This window comes from Chitinophaga sp. 30R24, assembly GCF_049056765.1.
Lineage (GTDB): Bacteria > Bacteroidota > Bacteroidia > Chitinophagales > Chitinophagaceae > Chitinophaga.
Genome location: NZ_JBJGXX010000005.1, coordinates 149848 through 173051 on the forward strand (window position 1 = coordinate 149848; position 23204 = coordinate 173051).

The window sequence follows — 23204 nt, forward strand, 5'->3', positions numbered from 1 at the left end:
TAGGAAAAAGCCACCTTTCAACATCAGACAATGAAAAAACTCTTACCCGTTTTATCCGGTGTAATATTGACAGCCAATGCACAGGCCCAAATAAAAACATACACCATGGCCCAGGCGCATTCCCATAACGACTATGAGCGCACCACTCCTTTTTACGCGGCAGCTTCGCTCGAATTTGGCTCTGTTGAAGCAGACATACATCTAAAAAACGGCGAACTATATGTAGCTCATGACTCCGATGCGATACAATCTTTCCGGACATTTAAAGAAATGTACCTGAATCCTATAGTGCGGCAGTTCACCCTATACAATGGTAAGCCTTACGCCAGCGGAGCCCCTTTACAGCTGCTGATAGACCTAAAAACAGCCGGTATTCCTACCCTACAGGCCTTGCAGGAAATGCTACGCCCTTACCGCCAGTATTTCGACCGTAGCATTAATCCGCATGCCGTAAAGGTGGTGATTTCTGGTAACTTGCCCCCAGTAACAGCATGGGCCAAGTTTGACACTATGTTCTTTTTTGACGGCAGACCGGATGGCGTATACCCCACGGAGTTACAATCCCGGATTGCTATGGTGAGTGTAGACTTCCACGATTACTGCAACTGGAATGGCAAAGGCACCATTACGCCCGCAGAGATGGTCAAGGTAAAAGAAGTAGTGCAACAAGTACACCAACAAGGGCATCCTTTCCGCTTCTGGGGCGCTCCGTCTTCCAGGTCTTGCTATTATAAGCTGATGGACCTGGGCGTAGACTGGATCGGCACCGACTACCCGGAAGAGCTTTATGATGTGCTGCACAATACTACCCACACTATCGCCGCCAATCTGCCGCAGCATACAGTGTATACTCCCAATTTCGTTACCGATGCCACATCTGTACGTTCCAAAAATGTGATCCTGATGATAGGTGACGGTACCGGCCTGGCAGAAATGTATGCCGGTTATACTGCCAACAAAGGCGCACTTAATCTCTTTCAAATGAAACAACTGGGCTTATCTAAAACCCAGTCGACCGATAATTACCATACCGATTCGGCAGCCGGTGGTTCTGCTATGGGCACTGGTCATAAAACCAACAACCGCGCCATCGGAGTAGACAATACTTATGTATCCGTTCCTGTGCTCCCCGAATTATTGGCCCCTAAAGGCATCCAGAGCGGCGTGATTGTGACCGAAGAAATTACCGGCGCTACTCCTGCATCTTTTTATGGACACACTGCCGACAGGGACAGCACCTATGTACTTGAGCAACAACTATTAAGCAGCAAATTACAGCTAGCAGTAGGTGGTGGCCGGGAATCGCTGGATAAAGACCTTAGCAAAGAGCTGGCCGCATCCGGCATACAGGTATATGATAACCTGGATAACTGGAACACAACTACGAAAAACCGTACCCTGGTCATCATCAGCGATAAAGTAGTGACTTCCATGCGCAATGGCCGCGGCAACTACCTGAAAGAAGCCCTGAAAAAAGCCCTGCAGCAGCTCAATGCTTCCGGTAAAGGGTTCTTCCTGATGGTAGAAGGTTCCCGTATAGACCATGGCGGCCATTTCAACGACCTGGACTACCTTGTACGTGAAATGCTTGATTTTGACGAAGCCATAGGAGAAGCTTTACGTTTTGCCGACCAGGATAAACAAACCACCGTGATTGTTACTGCCGACCATGAAACCGGCGGCCTTGCACTCATGGATGGCGATATTTCCAAAGGTAGCCTGCGCGGGCATTTCGCCACCAACGACCATACGGGTATTCCTGTGATGGTGTTTGCCTATGGGCCTAACTCCCAGCTTTTCCGCGGAGTGTACGAAAACAACGAGATCTTTAAGAAAATGATGCAGTGCTTTAAACTGTAATCCACCATACTATACCGGCTGTATCTGGAAGAGATACAGCCGGTATCTACTAGCTTTATTAATAGGCCAGCTCCCAACTAATATTCAGCAATTACATCCGGCTATAAAAACAACGGTTGCAATACGGGATCAGTATAATCAGCTACAAAAGCTTTTACATTGGGGTATTGTGCAAACTCCTCACGTGTATGCATAGTCGTTAATACTACTGCCTCCATGCCTGCATTCAAAGCAGCTTCTACTCCCTTGGGAGCATCCTCAAATACAATACAACGGGCAGGTTCTACCTGTAAAACAGCAGCGCATTTCAGGAATACTTCCGGATCCGGTTTACTAGTGGTTACATCTTCTGCGCTGATTACCGCCTTAAAATAATGACGGATATCCAGGTTATCCAATACATAATTGATATTGAAAATATTGGCAGCAGTACCGATGGCCATTGCAACACCTGTAGTGGCGGCCTTTTCCAGGAAAGCAGGCAGTCCTGCTATCAGCTGTAGGTACGGCCTGAAAGCTTCCTGGTACAATGTTTCCTTCTCGTGGGCAATCTCCAGCATTTCCTGCAGGGTAAAGCGGTCTTTCCCAAAAATCCGTACCAGCAATTCTTCATTTTTGCCATACATATGGCTTCTTACCTCTTCTTTCGACAAACCGGCGCCTAAGCGGTTCAGCATATGATACCACCCTTCCAGGTGATAGGCCATGTCATTAATCATGGTGCCGTTCATGTCGAAGAGAAATGCTTTTTGCTGCTGACTCATAATACCTTTTTATAAAGCGCAAGATACGCGATTTGCCGGCGTATTTTTACAACGCGGTCTGTCCATAAGGTGGCAAATACTTTACCTGGCCAATCGTCCTACACACATTCGTTCAGACTAATTACCTATATTTGAAAGACAGACTTTTGCAAACACTGTGAAAGTAACCCAAGCGAGCTAATCCGAATGAACGTCCTTTGGTGCTATTCCTTGCCGGCTCAAGATAGCCTGGTTTTCGATATGGTTATGGTGCCATTATTTTTCAAACATTAATTGTCGCATGGACATTATTAAAAGAAATAACATTCGTGTTACAGGCAACCCTAATGCCGAACAGACCCTAGTTTTCTCCCATGGCTTTGGCTTAGACCAGGGCTGCTTTTCCAAAGTAACCCCTGCTTTCGAAAACAACTACAAAATTGTATTGTACGATAATGTAGGTGCCGGCAAAGCAGACATTCAAGCGTTTAGTCCTAAACGTTATGAATTTATCAGCGGCTATGTTACCGATGTTGCCGATATCCTGCAGGCATTGGAAAATCAACATGTTACTTTTATAGGACATTCTGTAAGCGGCATTACAGGCTTACTTGCCAGCATCCACTACCCTGAGCTGATACAAAAGCTGATATTACTAGGCTCCAGCCCCCGTTACCTGGATGATCCGAAAAACGGCTATACTGGTGGTTTCAATCATCATACACTGAACAGTTTTTTTGACGCCATGGAAAATAACTATCACGCCTGGGCCAGCGGTTTTTCCAAACTGGCTATGAGAAACGAAAACAGACCCGAACTGGCGGCGGCTTTTGCCCAATCGTTACAAACCATCCGGCCGGATATTGCTATACTGGTAGCTAAAGCTATCTTTTACCTGGATCACCGGGAAGAACTGCATAAAGTAACAGTACCCACCCTGGTGGTGCAAACTGCCAACGACATTGCCGTTCCGCCTGTAGTGAGTGAATATCTGGAAGCGCATATTCCTAATAGCCGGCGCACTAAAGTACAAACAGAAGGACATTTTCCGCAGATATCTGCACCGAAAGAAGTGATTGCTGCTATACAGTCCTTTCTGTAATTTTTCATGCTTTTAATTTCATATTGTGAGTACCTGGGAACGTAAAGCGTTAAATTTTGTTAATCAGACCAGCCGCTGGGACAAGGATAAACATATTTCTTCCTTCCTGGCATTCAGTATATCGCTGGTAAAAAACCTGACGGCCGCAGATATAGCCCTGCAGCTGGAATTTGAGGATGAAGAAACCGCCAAGGTAAAAAACTCATCCCCACAATACCTGAATGAAATAGTAATGAACCCGGAGCCTATCAAAAAAGTATTGTACGCACAAGGCTTCAAAACTATTTACTGGCGGGAGATCCCATCTCCCCGGGAAAATGTATTCAAAGAAGTATTACAGGCTTTATCATCTGCCATCATCATTCCTGTAAATACTACACCCAACAGCAGTGTGTTGATATTAGGCTGGAGCGAGCCACAGCTATTTACGCCAGAATTCCTGGAATGTATAGAAACGATCCGCTTACGCTTAAAGGAAATATTGTTGCAATCGCAGCAACAGGTATATTTTCAACGGGTGGCCATCCGTTTTGCCGCCATTTTACATACTATTCCGCATGCCTTAGTATTTATCAACAACGATGGATTTTCCGGATGGGTAAACCAGGAAGGCGCTACCCTTCTTGGCCTTTCAGGACCAGGTGAACAACTGCCCGCTATATTATCCGATGCTATGACACAACTACGCAACCGGGCGCTGAACGTAGAAGACATCTACAAACAGGCGGTACAGCTGTTTTCTTCTCCTGAAAACTCCATTTCTGACTGGACCTGGGAACTGGAACATACTACGCTGAAAGTCTCTTGTTTACCTGTTTCTACCCAACAGATCAGCGGCCGGTTATGGATCTTTGAGTAGCCCTAGCGCTGCCGCCACAAGAAATAAAACGTACTGCCTTCTCCAGGCTGGGAATCAACCCATACCTTTCCACCCTGTTCTTCTACCAGCAGTTTAAAAATATTCAGCCCAATACCGGTACCTTCCTCTTTTCCATCTACATCCACCCGCTCAAACAGGCGGAATATGCGGTCTGTATCGCGTTTAGCCACTCCCGGACCATTGTCTTTTACATAAAATTCATAATACTCCCCTTGATCTGCACCTCCTATTGTGATGATTCCTTCTTTCTTATCGTTGTATTTAATGGCATTGGAAATAAGGTTCTGAAATACTTGCTGTAACTTGAGTTTATTGGTATATAACTGCGGTAAGGCGTTGGCTATGTCAATCCTGATATGCGCAGGAAGAAACAGCAAACGGGCTAGCTGGTCTACCAGTTCCTGCACATTTACTTCCTCAATGGTTTGTTCTATCTCGCTTTGCCGGGTATAGTCCAACATAGAAGTGATCATTTCCGTAAGGTGATTAGTGGCGCCCAGCACTATTTTCATATATTCTTTAAGGTCTGGTGCATTTTGTATGCGCTCATCCTCATTCATAAGGGCCAGCATGCCAATAGCGCCGGATAAGGGAGATTTCAAGTCGTGCGCCACTACATACATAAAGCGCTCCAGTTGCTTATTTACCTTCTCTTTCTCTGTCATAGCCGCCTGTAGTTCCTGTTGGTACAGGTACAGTTTTTCAAATACATTGACTTTAGCACGGGTTACATGAGTATCCAATGGCTTGGAAAGGTAGTCTACCGCGCCTTCTTCAAAGCCGCGTATCACATACTGCTCATCTTTATTGATGGCTGTCACAAAGATGATAGAGATCTGTTTTGTTTTAGGATTGGCCTGTAACAGGCGGGCTACTTCATAGCCATCCATATCCGGCATTTGCACATCCAGCATAATCAATCCAATGTCATTATAACGTAGTACTGTTTTTAGTGCTTCATTTCCGGACGTAGCGGTGAGTATTTCCCGGTTCTCCCCTTCCAGCATATGTTCCAGGGAAACGAGGTTCTCCGCTTTATCGTCTACCAGCAGAATTGTAAATATCTTCGGTTTGCGCTGCATCATTTGTCAACTTTTATTTGCTATGCTTTATGTTTTTTAAATTTAGGGGGATGTCATAAACAGACATGGATAGTAGACGATGGCTACCTTGGGCATTACGCAGCCGGGCCACCTATTACGAGTATGCGGTATGGAGGTAATGCTGTCAACATGCTATACTTTTCGTCTGAAAATTTTATTGCCCACATCCACAGGCTCAAATTTCAACAGCTGTTCATTCAGTAATAAGGATTCTTTTATACCCAATGCCAGGTATCCCAGCGAAGTTAGGCTTTCATAAAACAAGCTGGTTACGCGTTGCTGCAAAGTGCTGTTAAAATATATAAAAACATTCCGGCAGCAAATTAGCTGAAACTCATTGAACACCTGACCGGTAACCAGATTATGTTGGAAGAAGATAATATTACGGCGCAATGAGGGGTGGATCATTGCATGATCATAGCGCGCCGTATAGTAATTGGAAAAATCATTACAGCCGCCTGCGTGCAGGTAGTTCTGCGTATAGTCCTTCATATGTTTCAGACCAATGATGCCGTTTTCCGCTTTCTCCAGGTTAACAGCATTAATATCGGTGGCATATATCCGGCTTCTGTTAAGTAACCCAGCTTCTTCCAGCAAGATCGCCATCGAAAATACTTCCTCACCGGTAGCGCAGCCAGCATGCCAGATCTTAATAATCGGATAAGCTGCCAACCTGGGCAGCACTTTTTCCCTCATCGCTTTATAGAATAAGGGGTCGCGGAACATTTCCGTTACGTTTACCGTAATGTACTGCACCATTTCCTGGAAAAAAGCAGGATCATTAAGTAAGCGGAGCTTCCACTCAAACAGGTCCTTAATCTGTGCATAGCCAGTAAAGCGTAGAAAACGGCGTTTCAGGGAGGCAGGGGCATAATCCGAAAAATCATACCCGTATCGCTGTTGAATAATGTTCACCAACGCTGTAAAATCGCTATTACTGATGTTTTCCACTATGTACCTGTATATGTTCGTATTAAGATAACCAGACCCTTAATAAAGATAGCAGTTTAATGCTATCTACTGGTTTGGCGATATAATCTGAGGCTCCCACCTCCAGGCATCTCTGCCGGTCGCCAGCCATAGCCTTCGCCGTGAGGGCGATGATGGGCAATTCTTGGAACTGTTCTTCTGTCCGTATCTGAGCTATGGCATCATAGCCATCCATTTCCGGCATCATAATATCCATCAGTACCAGGTTTACTTCCGGGTGGGCATGCAGCACTTCCAGGGCTTCCTTCCCATCAGCGGCAGTGAACACTTCTATACCCTGTTCTTCCATGAGGGCGCTGATAGAAAAAACGTTACGCATATCATCGTCGGCCAGCAACACTTTTTTGCCGGCAAGGGTATGTTCCACCCAGTCTACCGGCGTATTTTCCACACTTGTTTTTTTCTGGAGCTTATAGAGGAACAGCTCCAGCTCATCCATCAGCCGGTCGGTAGCGTGAGTAGAATTACGTATAATAGTGGCAGCATACTTCTTCAATTGTTGTTCTTCAGCAGCGGTGATATCCTGATCGAGATATATGATCAACGGCGTATCCCCAGTTTCCCGCATTTGTGATAAAGCCTGTAGTTGTTCCAGCGCACGCTTTAAATCCTGGTTGATCTCCACGATTATGGCGTCATATCTTTTTTCGGCCAGCAGTTCCCTGGCAGTTGAGAGATTTACGGCCGTATCATAAGCCGTATCCAAATTCCTTTCCTTACTCTTAGTACAGAGAGCAGCATCTGCGCCGAGGTGACCGGCAGCAACCAGCAATACCTTCTTTAACCCGGCCTGTATATGTGTGCTGATATTAGCAAATACCTCTTCCAGGTCTTGCAGCTCCAGCGGTTTTTGTGTATAGCCGTGTATGTTATCTTCAGAAAGAGTGGAGGCGGTAACTACATGTACCAATATTTTATTTAGTTCCTCACTGCTTTTAAGAATTTTCAGGATACTGGCGCCATCAATCACCGGCAGGTTCATATCCAGTAGTATAGCGGAGGGCAGGTACTTGCAGGCATAAGTAAGACCATCCTGTCCATTATGGGCTACAATAGTTTTAAAGCCTTTATTACGGGCGAAGTCCCGCAGGATATCTGCAAAATAAATATCATCTTCAATAATAAGGATCAATTTATCCTGCTTATTGATATTATGCCGGTCATCGTTAGGGATGAATGCCGGCAATATCTCAGGAGCCGGTGTTGCATGGGTAACTACTTGCGATGGCAGGTCCAGCAGGGTGCTGCCATCTGCCGGTATTACAATCGTAAACGTACTACCGGCGGGAGTACTGCTATCGAGCCGTATTTCTCCGTGCAGGAGCAGCATCAGTTCCCGGCTGATGCTTAATCCCAGGCCAGTACCGCCATATTTACGGCTGGTAGATCCATCTCCTTGATGGAAGGCGTTAAAAATAAGTTCCCGTTTATCCGCAGGAATCCCCGGACCACTATCTGTAACACTCACAGAAAGTGCATTAGGACCGCTCATATACCAGGAAATGCTGATCACTCCTCCCGGAAGCGTAAATTTAAAAGCATTGGACAACAGGTTACGTATTACCTGTTCCAGGCGTAGTTTATCTGTATAAATAGCATCCGGAACATCCGGGCCTATTTTTTTAATAAATTCCAGTTTTCTTTCCTGTGCAATCACCTCAAAGAGATCGGAAAGATCGTCCATGATACCATTAACAGCCACTGCTTCGAAGTTCATATCCACCTTTCCCGCTTCTATCTTTGAAAGATCGAGGATATCGTTGATCAGGCTGAGCAGATCGGCGCCAGACCTATAGATGATACCGGCATATTCCATTTGCTTTGTGGTGAGGTTGCTGTCTTTATTTTCCTGGAGCATTTTAGCCAGGATCAATACGCTATTCAGCGGTGTTCTCAGTTCATGCGACATATTGGCCAGGAACTCTGATTTATAACGGCTGCTGGCTTCCAGCTCAGCGGCCTTTGCAGCAAGGGCGCTTCTGGCGGATTCCAGGTCTTTATTTTTTTCAGTGATCTCTGCATTTACCTGCCGAAGTTCTTCTTCCTGTACCTTTAGTTCTTGTTCAGATGCCTGCAGGCTCTCCGACTGCCTGCTCAGCTCCTCATTCGACTGCTGCAATTCCTCCTGTTGATGGATGAGGGTTTCCCGCTGGTCTTGCACCTGCCGCAACAGCGACAGCACTTTCACGCGGGCGTTTGCTGCGTTCAACGCTACGGATATATCTTTTTCCACTACTTCCAGCAGCCGGAGCTGTAAAGGTGTAACTGTTTTCAGCGAAGCCAATTCTATTATTCCCAATAGTTCAACATCAATCCATAAGGGCAACCATACCAGGATACCTGGCAAAGCCTTGCCACTGGCCGAAGTAAGCTGCCAATAATTTGCCGGCACCCCGTTCAGCACCCGGATCTTTTTGCTGGTAGCGGCAGTGCCCAGGAAACCATCACGCAGGGATACGCTTTGAGGAATAGTGCCCGGCATATTTACGGTAGCGAGCAAACGGAGATTGCCGGAAGATTCTTCATAACAATAGAAAGCTCCGGCAGTAAATCCAGCGAAAGAGGTTAGCATGTCCAAGCAATTGCGTACCAGTTCCTCCCGGTTATGAATACCTTGTAAACTATCATTCATTTCATTAACGCCGGTAAGCAACCAATTCCTTTCATTGGCGGCCGTGTTTAACTCCACTACTTCCTGCAGTTTATGGTTAAGCGCCTGCTGGGCCTTTATGCGGCGGCGAAACTCTACATAAGTGATCCGCATCAGGATAAAACCCACCAACAGGATAAAAGCATTATTGATGGTAAGGGTCCATACCACCCTGGAAAAAGATTGATTCTTCACGTTTTCCCGAAGGGCAATCAGGCGGCGTTCTTCCACATTTACAGTAGCTATCCTGTTCCTTACCTTATCCATCAGCATCGATTCCTTTTCGGTAATGCTAACGTTCTGCTCAAACCGTTGCTGACCCGCCAGATGATCCAATACATTCCAATAGCTCAGCAGATTATTGACATCATCTTCCAGGGAATCTACATTCCGGAATTGCCCTGGGTTGTCTGCCACCATACTACGCAAATCATTCAATGCCGGAGCTACCTTGGGAAGAGCCAATTCGTAGGGTTGCAGGAACTGCCTGTTAAAAGTACTCCGGAACCCTCTCCTGGCTGCTTCCATATCAAATAAAAGACGTTGTACCCGTTCTGTATTATTCAATACGTGGTAGGAATGTTGCTCCCAACCGGCTTCTTCTGTTTGCGAAGCAAAAGTGCGCCAGGTAAGCAGGCCTCCTAGCAATACAAGCAATACTACCAAGCCAAAACCAAGGTAGAGTCTGTTAGCCAGTGAAATCTTCATGATGAATAATGCTGAAAAAGATGATCATTGTATAATGATAAAAATACCGAAATGCATTCATATTCAATACCTTTGCGGGACATAATAAAAATTAACTACAGGAAACATCTAACCATTCCGTTTTAAAGTATATATTATTTACGCAGATACGAGATGCATTGATTTATTCTAAATCATTATTTGATTGTTATGCGAAAACAAAAAAAATTTTAATAGGTACAATCCGTGTGAACAATAGGATTGTTGTATTGTTTAACGGAAAAAATCAGCCGCTATGAGTAAAATTTTGTTAGTAGAAGATGATGAGATCATGCCTAAAATAGTGGCCAGGATACTCCCTGCCTCAGAATATGAACTAGACCACGTATCCAATGGCAAGGAAGCGTTTGAAAAATTAGAAGCCACACATTATGGTTATGACCTGATTATCACCGATATCATGATGCCATATGCCAACGGATTTGAGATCCTGAGCAAAGTAAAAAGCCAGGTACGGGAAAAGACGATTCCTGTAATCATTGTATCCAATGCGGGCAATGAGGATATGGTAATGGAAGGCTTTAAACTGGGGGCAGACGATTTTCTGAAGAAACCCATTATTCCTGCCGAATTACTGATCCGGGTAAAAAGATTATTAATGAAGAATAAATAGCCGATGCTGGATATACAAATACCCGGTTCACTATCGTTTGATTTTTATCTGTTCCGTGATGCACCGTTGGTGATAAAGGTAGCCACGATATTTATCATTGTTGCGGTAACAGGTACGCTCCTGGCCTATTTCTCCATACTGCGGAACCGTTACCTGGGCTACCGCAAGGAAAAAAGACTAGCCAGGCTACTTCCGGAAGCCGACCAGCTGATCATCGAAGAGATCCTCACCAATCCTAACCTGGAAGAAAGCGCGGTAACAGGTGATACCATCCTGCCGCTGGATAATTTCCAGTCCTTACCATTACATAAAAGATGGGTGCGGGAAGCCCTTACCGAGCGTATCATTCACTTCCGCCGCAATGTGAGAGGCAACATGGGGCAATTGCTGCGCAGCTTATACCTGCAACTGGAGCTGGACAGGGATACGATGAAGAAGATGAAATCGGGGCATTGGGAAAAGAAAGTACAGGCATTGAACGAGTTTATTAATATGGATATGTCTATCGCCGACGTAACCATATTACCTTTAACCAATAGCCGTAACCGTGAGCTCAGGGCCGCCGCACGGCATGCCTACATCAAACTCAGTAAAAATGAGCCTTTCAAATTTTTTGATGTGGTTACCGAACCATTACTGATGTGGGACCAGGTGGAGCTGTTCCGGATCATTACTACTACAGAAGATATTGCCATTCCGAACTTCGCCAGGTGGGTTACTTACAGTTCCAACAAAAGCGTAGTGTCTTTTTGCTTAAAACTAATCGTACATTATAACCAGTTACCTGCGGTACCGGCAGTCATCAAGCTACTGGATACTAAGGACCATTATCTTCGCGCCGATGCCATCAACTGTTTGGGCAAACTGCGGGTCCCTGACATGGAAGACAAGCTGATAGCAATATACAGCAGTCAGCCGCTACATTGCCAGATTGAGATTCTGAAAGCCATTGGCCGCATCAGCAGCGGACGGTATATCGATTTCCTTAAACAAGAATTCCTCCACTCTACTGATTTCGACCTGCGTAAAAGCGCAGCCAGGTCGCTCGTTAAGAACGAATGGTTTGCCAACCAGGTATTACAGGAGCTGCTGGATACCTCCAGCCCGGAAAACCTGCGCATCCTGAAACACTGTATGAACCCGTTAATCAAATACTGATGATAGATGGCATTCTGGCAACAGCGGGCAAGATGTATGAAAGCACGTTATTCGTATATGGTTTGATGTTATTTATGATATATGGCTTGCTGGCTATTTTATCCATGTTGGCCGTGCGTAATTATATCAGAAAAGATAAACTCCATCAACTGGATGTGCTGGCCAGCTCTCCTATGGCACCAGGTATCACCGTATTGGCCCCTGCTTTCAATGAGGGACTAACCATTATTCAGAATGTACGCTCCCTGCTAACGCTTAACTATCCCCGGTTTGAGATCGTGCTCATCAACGATGGCAGCACCGACGATACCATGGAGCAGCTTACCCGCGAATTTAAAATGGTACCGGTGGATTTTGCCTATAACGCCAAAATCCGCACACAACCGGTGCGAAAAATTTATAAATCTACCGACCCTGCTTATTCTTCCTTGGTGGTAATAGATAAGGTAAACGGCAAAAGCAAGGCAGATGCAGTAAATGCAGGCATCAACGTAGCCGCGTTCGACTATTTTGTATGTACCGATGTAGACTGCATCCTGCATAAAGATACCCTGCTGGAACTCATTAAACCAGTAATGCAAGAAAAAGCGAGGCAAGTAATTGCCGTTGGGGCTACCCTGCGCATTGCCAACTCGTGTGAGTTTGATGAAGGCGTGATGGTTCGCATGCGCCCACCTCAACAACTGTTGCCGCGCTTCCAGGAAGTAGAGTACATCCGTTCATTTGTGTTGGGAAAAATGGGTTGGAGCTATATTAATTGCGTACCTAATGTGTCTGGCGGCCTGGGATTATTTGATAAAGAAGTAGCTACCCGCTGCGGTGGTTACGACCACAACTCCTTCGGGGAAGACATGGAACTGCTGACCCGCATGTGCCGTTACGCCCACGACAATTACATCACCTATTCTGTAAGGTACATCCCTAAAACATTATGTTGGACAGAGGCACCTGCCACACTGGAAGTATTTAACCGGCAACGGACGCGCTGGGCAAGGGGACTGGCCCAGCTGATGTACGCCCATTTCCATATGTTCCTGAATCCTAAATATGGGAAAATGGGGCTGATCATATTTCCATTCAACTTCTTCTTTGAACTACTGGCGCCCCTGATAGAATTCAGCGGCATTATCATATACATTACCCTGGTTATACTGGGCAGGATCGATTGGCCTTACGCCCTGTTATTATTAATTTTCGTATATACCTATTCGATACTCATCACTACCATTGCCATACTGTGGGATCAACTTTCCTTCCGGTATTATAAATCCTGGAAAGAAGTGCTGTACCTCTGTGTGACGCCCTTTATGGAATTTTTACTTTATCATCCGCTGATCGTTATTTATTCATTGCGTGGATACTATTATTTTCTGACCGGTAAAAAAAGTACCTGGGGAAATATGCAGCGACAAGGTTTTGGCAAGAAGCAATAAAGAAATCAGATTATGCTGAGTTCATTTTTTCAAACAGGAGTATTTATATATGGTTGTACCATGCTGTTCCTATATGCCTTACTGGCGTATATGTCTTACCGTGGCATAAAACGCTTCCGGCAAGAGAGCAGTTTTACCAGTTACAACCAATTGCTGGATTCCCCGCTTACACCGGGTATCTCCGTAATAGCGCCCGCCTTCAATGAAGGCATTACCATTATCATGAACGTGCGGTCGTTGCTCACGTTAAACTATACACGGTTTGAAGTAATCATTGTTAATGATGGCAGCACCGACGATACGCTGGAAAAGCTAATCAATGAATTTGAACTGGTAGCCGTGGATTTCGCCTACAATGAACGCATCAAAACACAGCCGGTACGGCGTATTTTCAAATCTGTGAACACTGCCTACGACAAACTACTGGTGATAGATAAAGTTAATGGCAAAAGTAAGGCAGATGCTTCCAACGCAGGCATCAATGCAGCGGCATTCGACTACTTCCTATGCACAGACGTAGATTGTATCATTGAGAAAGATACTTTGCTGCGCATGATCAAACCATTTATGGATGAGGAACACAAGAAAACCAGAGAAGTAGGTGAACCTTGTCCGGAGTGTGGTTATGTGCACATAGTGGAAGACAGCCGCCGGGTGATTGCCACCGGCGCCACCCTGCGCATTGCCAATTCCTGCGAAGTAGACGAGGGGGTGATCATAAGGGTACGCCCACCCAAAAAACTACTGCCCCGCTTCCAGGAAATGGAATATATACGGGCTTACGTATTAGGCAAAATGGGATGGAGTGTGATGAACAGCGTACCCAACGTATCTGGCGGGCTAGGCTTATTCGATAAAGAAATTGCCATTAAAGCCGGTGGTTACGACCATAAATCCTTTGCGGAAGACATGGACATCATCACACGCATGTGCGCCTATATGATGGATAACGACCTGAAATACGCCATCCGGTATATTCCCACTACACAATGCTGGACAGAAGGACCACCCAACATGAAGGTTTTCAGCCGACAGCGGACCCGCTGGGGACGAGGCCTGATCGAGATCATGACCCTTCACCGGAAAATACTCTTCAACCCCCGTTACAAAAAAATGGGCATGGTTGTATTACCCTATAACCTGCTGTTCGAATTCCTGGCGCCCATCATAGAATGCACCGGTATCATTTACTATCTCTATCTCATTATCACCCACCAGGTAAACTGGCAGGATGCCGTTATCCTCCTGCTATTTGTATACCTGTACTCTATCATGATCACCACGCTGGCTATCTGCTGGGATCAGCTCACCTACCGCTATTACAACACCTGGCGGGAAGTGGTAGGATTGTCCCTGATGGCTTTTATAGAACCACTCCTCTACCATCCGCTGATCGTTTTCTTTGCCTTGCGAGGTTACTGGTTTTTTATTATAGGTAAAAAAACCGCCTGGGGCAACATGCAGCGACAAGGTTTTGGCAACAAGAAAGTAAATGCATAAACAAAACAATCAAATGGCCGTATTAAAACAGCTGTTAACTGGTATCATCCTATGTTGGACCATACAAACGCAGGCACAGATTTTTAAGCCGAAGAATAACGCAGAAACCTTGTATGAACAGGCTTTGCAGGAAACCAAACTGCAACACTATAGCAAGGCCATTACCCTGTCGAAACAAGCCTTGCAAGAGCAACCTGGTTTCATAGACCAACAGCTGTTGCTCGGCAGGTTGTATTTACTCACCAGGCAATACGACCTGGCCCGCAAATACGTAAAGGAAGTATTGGCCAAAAATCCGCGTTACCGCGATGCCTATTACTACGCCATCAACATAGAACTGAGCACTGGCCGCTATGCCGAAGCAGCATGTTATACCGACGAAGCCCTCAGCTATTACCCAGGCAGCATGGAGTTTATGTTAAAGAAACTCGGCATACTGAACCTACAGCATAAAATATATCAGGGCAATGAACTAGCGGAACAATTGATGAGCAGATATCCTCAGGATACCACAGTACGTAATGCCTACGTAGAACATTACCTGGAGAGTGGCAATTATTATCAACAACTTGGCAATAACGGGATGGCACGGCAAAGCTACGACCGCGTATTATTGGCAGACCCTCAAAATACAGATGCCCGGGAAGCTAACCTGGCCGTAACCATCAAAGGAGGTAGCTACCAATCAGCCCTGGACCAGGTAAATGAAGCCCTCACTATACATCCCGGCTCTTACGAGCTATTGATGCGAAAACTAGGCATTCTACAGGATATGCATGCCTATGCAGATGCTTTAGGCGCTTTGCAGGAAATACTGCGCCGCTACCCCAGCGATGGGAAAGCGCGCACCTTGGAAATATCACTACGAATAGAGGCCGCCGGTTACTATGCTAACACCGATCCCTATACGCTATATGAAGGCGTATTGGAAAAAGACCCTGGCAACCGGGAGGCATTAGACAAACTAATTGGCTACAGTATGGCGCGCGGCGCCTACCGGGAAGCATTAGCCTGGATTAACCGTGGCCTCAAAAGCAGTCCTAACGACAGCCGGTTACTCGCATTAAAAATGGATGTACTGGAAGGCGACCGCAAATACGGATCTGCCGCCGCGCTGGCGGAAATCCTATACCAACGTACACCTAACCCGGATTTGAAAGACCGGCTCGTTTTACTGGAAATAGCCAACGGCCGCGAATACCTCACCCAGCAACAGTACGACCTGGCTCTTGCCGCTTTCGAAAGCGCGTTGAAAGTAAGTCCTTCCGATACTACCGCGCTAGACCTGGTAGCCAATACCTGGATCGCTCAAAAAGATAACAACGCTGCCCTAAAAGTATTGGATCAGGCCTTAGGATATTATCCAGGCAATGAAAGGTTCCTACTGAAAAAATCCGCCGTACTTGCAGATGCAGGCCGGTATGAAGAAGCGGCAGCAATAGCCTCCCAACTGGCTAACCGCTATCCCGCAAACACCCGCTACAGTAGTAATCTGGCAGACCTGCATCTCACTGCTGGCCGGAACCTGATGCGTGCAGAAGAATATGATCTCGCTAAACAACAATTTGAGCAAGTGCTCGCAATAGCTCCTTCCAATATGGATGCATTGGATTATATGATTAACCTGCAAAGTGCTACCGGCGAGGCCGACAGCGCCCTTTATTTTGCAGATAAAGCATTAACCTACTATCCTGATAACCGGGACTTCCTGCTAAAAAAAGCATCTGTATTACAAGATATGCACGAATACACCGCATCAGCTGCCATTAGCGGCGCCCTGATGCAAAAGTATCCGTATACGCTCAAATACAAAAATACCTACACCACCAGCCTGATGGCTGCGGGCGCCGAATACCAACGCCGGCAACAGTACGACAGCGCATTAACCCAGTTTAACCAGGTACTGGCATTGAATCCGAAAGACTCCTTAGCCTTGTTATACAGCATTAATATCCTGAATGGACAACATCGATACGATAGCGCCCTCACCTACGCTGCACAAGGTAACCACTACTACCCAGACAATGAAGCCTTCTTAATAAAAAGGGCTATATCCCTGGAAAATAAAAAAGATTACGCTGCTGCTGCCCTGGCCGCAGACTCCGTAGTGAAACTACAACCGTCTGCTACCAATACAGATTACCGTGATTACCTGGAAAGTAAAACCTTAACAAACCAGTTTGCCCTGTACTACCTAAACTCCACGTATGACTATACCTCCAACAAATACAATATTGCAACCGTAGAATACCGGCATTTTCTTCAACGCGGCGGTTCTTATGCCGTACAACTGAATTATGCCGGCAGACAAAACGGCAATGGCTTACAAGGATTGGCAGAGCTCTATTATACCCACAATCCCAAACTATACTCATATGGATTGCTGGCTTATTCCAATAAAACAGTGTTTCCGCAGATACGCGCCTCTTACTCCATCTTCAAAACATTCAAAAAGGATATTGAAGTAGAATTAGGCGCCCGCTACCTGAACCTCGACAGCCTGACCAGTGTTTCCGGCGTTGTTTCTATTGCCAAACCTTTCGATGATTTCTGGATAAACCTACGCGGATTTGTGATCAGCGAATCGCCCAATATATATACTGCCTTTAACCTGACCGCCCGTTATTATATGAACCGTAGACAGGATTATCTGCAAGTAATAGGTGGACTGGGCACTTCACCAGACGACCGGAGCAGACTCATTAATTTCCCTAATCTGTCAGGATTGCTATCGCACGACATAGGTGTTGGTTATCAAAAAATAATACGCTATCGTACCACGCTGGGCTTGTTTGGCACCTGGTACAACCAAAAAATCAGTGATGTCGGTTATCAAAATCAGTACGATATTTATATAACCGTTCAGCGGAAATTTTGATCGCTATTAGCTAAACGCTCTCTTAACAATGTGCAGAATTATGAACAGCTTTTTGTTAATGCTCACCACATGGTTATATGCGGGTTGCCATACGCAAACAGAAGAACTGCCACTGGTACAGCAGGGACGGAGTGCATATGTGATTGTAGTTCCCACTAATGCTACCAAAGCAGAAACCAAAGCGGCCACCCTGTTCCAAGACTACGTGCAACGTATATCCGGTGCAAAGCTAAGCGTACTGCCGGAAAACCAGTACAAAGAACAGCCGGCGGTTTTTATAGGAAATACAGCACATAGCACCGGGCCAGAAAAAATAAAAGACGAAGGCTTTTTTATTGGCAGCAATAGCAAGCAGTTATTCGTTCGTGGTGGCAGCGGGCAAGGGCCAGTATATGGCGTATATTATTTATTGCAAACGTATATGGGTTGCCGTAAGGATGCCGACGTACCTGCCGTAGTGCCCACTACCAGGGATATACGTATTCCTGAAAATATAGCTGACCTGCAGGAACCCACTTTCCTGTACCGGGAAAGCTATTATCCGGCTTCAGCCGATGCTGAATACCTAACTTGGCATGGCTTGCACCGTTTTGAAGACCTATGGGGCCTGTGGGGGCATTCCTTCTTTAAAATACTGCCACCAACCACCTGGTTCAATACACATCCGGAATACTACTCACTGGTAAATGGCAAAAGGCAACCTTTACAACTTTGCCTAAGCAATGAAAACGTATATACTTTAACGGTAGCCTGGTTAAAAAAAGCCATTGCCGCTAACCCGGATGCCATGTATTGGTCTATCTCCCAGGAAGACGGTCCTGGCGCCTGCACCTGTGAGCTATGCAGTAAAGCAGACGCCGAGGAAGGCGGCCCACAAGGTTCGCTGATACGTTTTGTAAACCAGGTGGCCAGTCAATTTCCCGATCAGCGTTTCACCACCCTTGCCTATGGCTATACAGCTAAGGCCCCGTTAAAAACAAAGCCGGCGCCCAATGTATATGTTATGCTTAGTACCATAGACGCCTTCCGGCAGGCGCCATTAGCAAACGCTCCTTCGGCCGCCTCCTTCCGCAAAAACCTGGCAGGATGGGAAGCAACCACCGGCAACCTGTTTATATGGGACTATACGACCCAGTTTACCAATTATCTTACGCCTTTTCCTGATTATAATAACCTGCAACCCAATCTGCAATACTTTGCCGCCCACCATGTTAAGGGCGTATTTTCACAAGGTAGTGGCAGCACCTATAGCGATATGGCCGCCTATAACAGTTACGTACAGGCGGCACTGTTATGGCACCCGGATGCAGACCTGAAAAAGATCAATAATGATTTTCTAAATGGATATTACGGTCCGGCCGCTCCTTATATCGCACAATACCTGGAAGCGCTCCACCAGGGGGTTAACAGCACGCATGCCACGCTGGATATCTATGGCAATCCTGTTTACAGCGCCCGCGACTACCTATCCCCTTCCCTGATAGACCAATATTCTACCTTACTGGATAAAGCAGTATCCGCTGCAGGCAATAACAACATATTATTGCAACGGGTATACCACACCCGCCTGTTCCTGGAATATGTAGTACTGCAACAATCACGTTTTTATGGTACTGACAAATATGGTTACCTGGAAGCCGATGGCAGTGTAAAAACCCAATGGCCACAGCGGGTAAGCCGGTTTGTACAACAATGTAAAGATGCCGGCGTACAGGAACTATCAGAAGGCGGGTTATCGCCCAACGCCTACGCCCAGGAATGGCAAACACTGTTTGCCCGTAAATGGATCAACAGCCTGGCCCTGCATGCGCCAGTTACGCTGGTAAATCCCTATACGCCGGAATATACACCCAAACAAGCGGCTACCCTTACGGATGGGTTATCAGGCAGTAAAGATTTCAGCTACAACTGGTTATTTACCTACGGAAAAGACATGATTGCCACCATAGACATGGGCAGTGGCAAAACGGTGCACCACATATCCATGAATTTTCTGCAAGATGCGCGGCACTATATTTTTACTCCTATACAAGTATCCGTTGCCACTTCTGAAGACGGTAAAACTTTTACCCCTGCCGGCATAAAAGATATTCCTGTTGCAGGAGAAGATTACCAGGTACAAATCCAACAGGAAGTATTTACCTTACCGGGTACAACGGCCAGGTATGTAAGGGTAATTGCGAAATGCCCGGCAACGTTGCCTGCCTGGCGGCAGGTAGCGGGCAAATTACCGGCCTTATGCTGTGACGAAGTAATGGTAGAGTAGAAATTTTTTAATAAAATTTGGAAAATAAACAACGTTCAGTATATTTGCACCGTAAATATTTCTATGTGGGCATAACAGAACGAAAAGAGCGAGAAAAGGCGGAGATGCGGAGACGTATTGTAGATGCGGCTATAAAGATGTTTGTGGAAGACGGGTATGAGAAAGTATCCATTCGCAATATCGCCGACAAAATAGAATATAGTCCTGCTACTATTTATCTTTATTACAAGGATAAAGACCAGTTGTTATATGATGTACAGTCAGAAGCTTTTGCTACATTGGCCAGCGAGTTCATACTGAAAATAAATGCCGACGATCCATTTAAAAGGCTGGAACAACTGGCTATTGCCTATCTTGATTTTGCCAGGGAATATCCTGAATTGTATGACCTGATGTTTATTATCAAAGCCCCCATGAATGCCGTAATGAAGGAAGAAAAGTGGGAAAATGGGGACCCTTCCTACGATAGGCTTTATCACCTGATGCAGGAATGTATTGATAAAAAACTAGTGAGGTTCAAAGATGCCACTATTGGCACACTGTCGGTATGGGCCTTTGGACATGGTTTTGTGAGCCTCCATTTGCGGGGTAGATGCGCCAAAGTGGCCAATGTGCCTGAAGAAGACATGCCAGCAGTGATCACTGAAGCGGTAAAGGAGTATCTGCGCATGATCAAGGCATAGGCTGGTTATTATGCGACAAAAATGTATAGCAGTCGAAATGACGAAAGCCTTAATAGGCTTTTTTAAGATCCAATATTAAACACCGTTCACTATATCAACATCGATAATCAAGCTTTAGGGCTTATTTTTTTTCGATTACACTAAACACCGTTCACTATGTACACGTAAATTACAAAAGGAGCAATGTTAACATGCTTGCTATTGGCTAATATTGACTCCTTTGCACAGGACAATGTGCTGGATCAATACATACAGTATGCCTTCAGCAGTAATAAAGGCCTGAAAGATCAGCATTTCCAACTCACCAAATCAGTGATGGCCCTGCAGGAGGCCAAAAGCCTGTTTGGTCCCAATGTGGCCTTCCTCGGCAACTACACCAAATCACACGGAGGCCGTACCATCGATTTTCCCATCGGCGACATTATGAACCCGGTGTACAGCAGTTTAAACCAGCTTACCAACAGCCACAATTTCACCTCACTTAACAATGTTAACGTTCAGCTGAACCCGGATAATTTCTATGATGCTAAATTAAGAGCCAGCCTACCTTTGATCAACGCGGAAATTTATTATAACCAAAAGATCAAAAAAGAACAGATCAACCAACAACAGGCTGCCGTAAACGTATATAAGAGAGAGTTAGTTAAAAATATTAAAACAGCCTATTACCAATATTACCAGGCCGCAGAGGCTGTAGACATCTACAACAATGCCCTCGCCCTTATCAATGAGAATATCCGTATCAATGAAAGCATGGTGCGCAACGGCATACGCAACAACACCGCCCTATACCGCGCCCGCACCGAAAAGGAAAAAACGGATGCCGATATCAACAAAGCCATGAATGCAAGGCAAAATGCAAAAGCCTATTTTAATTTCTTATTGAACCGGGGCCTGGAAGAGGAGATCAGCTTAGACAGCACCCTGCTGCAATTGCCCGGGCAACTACCCGGCAAAGGCATCAACGACCGTGAAGAGCTACAGCAATACAAAAGCGCCACCAACTCCTACCGGCTCAACGAACAACTGCAGCGCGCCTACCTTATACCTAAGCTCAGTACTTTTATAGACTTGGGATCACAGGGCGTGGGCACGAGGTTCGACAAAGACACCCGCTATTATCTTTTCGGGGTAAACCTGGAATGGAACCTCTTTGCCTCCCATAAGTATAAATACAAAATTCAGCAGGCCGCCAATGATGTACAATCTATTACTAACTCGGCCGCACAAACTACAGATCTCTTACAGTTACAGGTATACGAAACCTTAAACGATTACCAAACCGCTTTAAAGAATTTCAAAACAGCACAAAGCCAGCTGGCCTTTGCAGAAAGATATTACCATGATCAACTAAAAGTGTACAAAGAAGGACAACTGTTGTATATAGAATTGCTCGACGCACAAAACCAACTTACCGGGGCCCAGCTGCAAACCACTATGGCACAAGCATCTGTTCAAACAGCCTATGCAGCAGTAGAACGTGCACAGGCATCATACAATATCAATAACAACAACCAATAAACTTATTTTTTATGAAAAATATATGGCTTCTGCTGCCTTGTTCCCTGCTATTATTTTCCTGTGGCAACAAACCGGCAGCTACTACTACCACTATTGATACCATACCGGTGAAAATTATGCCACTGCAAAAACAAGGTTCAGCCATCTCCATCACAGCTTCCGGTCAATTTACCACCGACGACGAAGTATACCTCTCCTTTAAAACCAATGGTATTATCAGCAATATCCTGGTAAAAGAAGGAGATCCTGTCCGTAAGGGACAATTACTGGCTACGCTTAATCTCACTGAAATAGATGCGCAGGTACAAAAAGAGCAACTGGCATTCGACAAAGCGCAACGGGACTATCAGCGTATACAAAGGTTATACAACGACAGTGTAGCTACCCTGGAACAATTAGAAAACAGTAAAACTGTGATGGACCAGGTGCGGCAACAACTAAATACCGCACAATTTAACCGGAGCTACTCTTCCATACACGCTACCCAGGATGGCTATGTATTGCATAAACTCGTAAACAGCGGACAAATGGTGAATGCCGGTACAACAGTACTACAAACAAACGGCGCCAGCAGCACCCATTGGATATTACGTGTAGGCGTTAGTGATAGAGAATGGGCACAAGTGAAAATAGGCGACAAAGCCACTATCGAAATACCAGGCCAGGCCAACGACACACTACCTGGAACGGTTACACGTAAATCGGAAGGCGTAGATGCGCAAAGCGGCACCTTCCTCATTGATGTACAACTCTCCGGCAACAAACCTGCCGCCATCGCAGCCGGCATGTTTGGCCGCTGTTATATCCAGTCAGCCGCTAGCAATAGCAACACCACCTGGAGTATCCCTTACGCCGCCCTGCTCGATGGCAATGGCAGCAATGGTTTTGTGTTTATCACAAACGATCACAAAACCGCACAAAAGATCCCCGTTACCATCGCCGGTGTGGAAAAAGACAATGTGCTGATCAACAGCGGCATGGAACAGGCCGGAGCACTCATTATTTCAGGTAGTGCCTATCTGAAAGATCAATCACCCATCCGGATCATTCCATAAGCTGGCAAGATCTATCTCCTCA

16 protein-coding genes are annotated in these 23204 nt (G+C 45.8%); 12 read left to right on the top strand and 4 right to left on the bottom strand.

All coding sequences use genetic code 11. From position 1 onward, the window contains the following. The first annotated feature begins 30 nt into the window (after nucleotides 1–30). Nucleotides 31–1860 carry an alkaline phosphatase gene (locus ACDQ55_RS13865; RefSeq protein WP_420981998.1) on the top strand — a complete coding sequence of 610 codons (1830 nt, stop codon included), beginning with the start codon at nucleotides 31–33 and terminating at the stop codon, nucleotides 1858–1860. 101 nt (nucleotides 1861–1961) lie between these two features. Here ACDQ55_RS13865 and ACDQ55_RS13870 read toward each other — a convergent pair whose 3' ends face one another. Beyond that, entirely contained in the window at nucleotides 1962–2624 is a 663-nt protein-coding gene (locus ACDQ55_RS13870) for an HAD family hydrolase (protein ID WP_420981999.1), read from the bottom strand. Between the two features lie 280 nt (nucleotides 2625–2904). Here ACDQ55_RS13870 and ACDQ55_RS13875 point away from each other — a divergent pair, with 280 nt between their 5' ends. Then, nucleotides 2905–3705 (top strand): alpha/beta fold hydrolase, encoded by an 801-nt coding sequence (locus tag ACDQ55_RS13875; RefSeq protein ID WP_420982000.1) that lies wholly within the window; start codon nucleotides 2905–2907, stop codon nucleotides 3703–3705. Between the two features lie 25 nt (nucleotides 3706–3730). Further along, nucleotides 3731–4564, top strand: coding sequence for a hypothetical protein (locus ACDQ55_RS13880; RefSeq protein ID WP_420982001.1), 834 nt, complete (start codon nucleotides 3731–3733; stop codon nucleotides 4562–4564). A gap of 2 nt (nucleotides 4565–4566) precedes the next feature. On the opposite strand, the gene ACDQ55_RS13885 is transcribed toward ACDQ55_RS13880, so the two are convergent. The 3 genes from ACDQ55_RS13885 to ACDQ55_RS13895 form a co-directional block, all read right to left on the bottom strand. Beyond that, on the bottom strand, nucleotides 4567–5670 hold the full coding sequence (locus ACDQ55_RS13885; RefSeq protein WP_420982002.1) for a sensor histidine kinase: 1104 nt from the start codon (nucleotides 5668–5670) through the stop codon (nucleotides 4567–4569). Between the two features lie 150 nt (nucleotides 5671–5820). Continuing rightward, nucleotides 5821–6639, bottom strand: coding sequence for a CheR family methyltransferase (locus tag ACDQ55_RS13890; RefSeq protein WP_420982003.1), 819 nt, complete (start codon nucleotides 6637–6639; stop codon nucleotides 5821–5823). A 22-nt stretch (nucleotides 6640–6661) separates the two neighbouring features. After that, the gene (locus ACDQ55_RS13895) at nucleotides 6662–10036 is read right to left on the bottom strand and encodes a response regulator (RefSeq protein ID WP_420982004.1); all 3375 of its coding nucleotides are present in this window, start codon (nucleotides 10034–10036) and stop codon (nucleotides 6662–6664) included. 274 nt (nucleotides 10037–10310) lie between these two features. On the opposite strand from ACDQ55_RS13895, the gene ACDQ55_RS13900 reads away from it, so the two are divergent. From ACDQ55_RS13900 to ACDQ55_RS13940, 9 genes are all read left to right on the top strand, one after another. Beyond that, the gene (locus tag ACDQ55_RS13900; protein ID WP_420982005.1) at nucleotides 10311–10688 is read left to right on the top strand and encodes a response regulator; all 378 of its coding nucleotides are present in this window, start codon (nucleotides 10311–10313) and stop codon (nucleotides 10686–10688) included. A 3-nt stretch (nucleotides 10689–10691) separates the two neighbouring features. Then, complete coding sequence (locus ACDQ55_RS13905) at nucleotides 10692–11846, top strand: HEAT repeat domain-containing protein (protein ID WP_420982006.1); 1155 nt, start codon at nucleotides 10692–10694, stop codon at nucleotides 11844–11846. Then, a complete protein-coding gene (locus ACDQ55_RS13910; RefSeq protein ID WP_420982007.1) occupies nucleotides 11846–13279 on the top strand; it encodes a glycosyltransferase family 2 protein in 1434 nt (477 codons plus the stop codon). The genes ACDQ55_RS13905 and ACDQ55_RS13910 overlap by 1 nt, the downstream gene beginning before the upstream one ends. A gap of 12 nt (nucleotides 13280–13291) precedes the next feature. Next, complete coding sequence (locus ACDQ55_RS13915; RefSeq protein WP_420982008.1) at nucleotides 13292–14779, top strand: glycosyltransferase family 2 protein; 1488 nt, start codon at nucleotides 13292–13294, stop codon at nucleotides 14777–14779. 13 nt (nucleotides 14780–14792) lie between these two features. Continuing rightward, entirely contained in the window at nucleotides 14793–17657 is a 2865-nt protein-coding gene (locus ACDQ55_RS13920; protein ID WP_420982009.1) for a tetratricopeptide repeat protein, read from the top strand. A 40-nt stretch (nucleotides 17658–17697) separates the two neighbouring features. After that, nucleotides 17698–19923 (top strand): DUF4838 domain-containing protein, encoded by a 2226-nt coding sequence (locus ACDQ55_RS13925; RefSeq protein WP_420982010.1) that lies wholly within the window; start codon nucleotides 17698–17700, stop codon nucleotides 19921–19923. Nucleotides 19924–19988: 65 nt separating this feature from the next. Then, nucleotides 19989–20606 carry a TetR/AcrR family transcriptional regulator gene (locus ACDQ55_RS13930; RefSeq protein ID WP_420982011.1) on the top strand — a complete coding sequence of 206 codons (618 nt, stop codon included), beginning with the start codon at nucleotides 19989–19991 and terminating at the stop codon, nucleotides 20604–20606. Between the two features lie 183 nt (nucleotides 20607–20789). Continuing rightward, nucleotides 20790–22127, top strand: a complete 1338-nt coding sequence (locus tag ACDQ55_RS13935; RefSeq protein WP_420982012.1) for a TolC family protein — start codon at nucleotides 20790–20792, stop codon at nucleotides 22125–22127. Nucleotides 22128–22138: 11 nt separating this feature from the next. After that, on the top strand, nucleotides 22139–23182 hold the full coding sequence (locus tag ACDQ55_RS13940) for an efflux RND transporter periplasmic adaptor subunit (protein WP_420982013.1): 1044 nt from the start codon (nucleotides 22139–22141) through the stop codon (nucleotides 23180–23182). Nucleotides 23183–23204 lie beyond the last annotated feature (22 nt).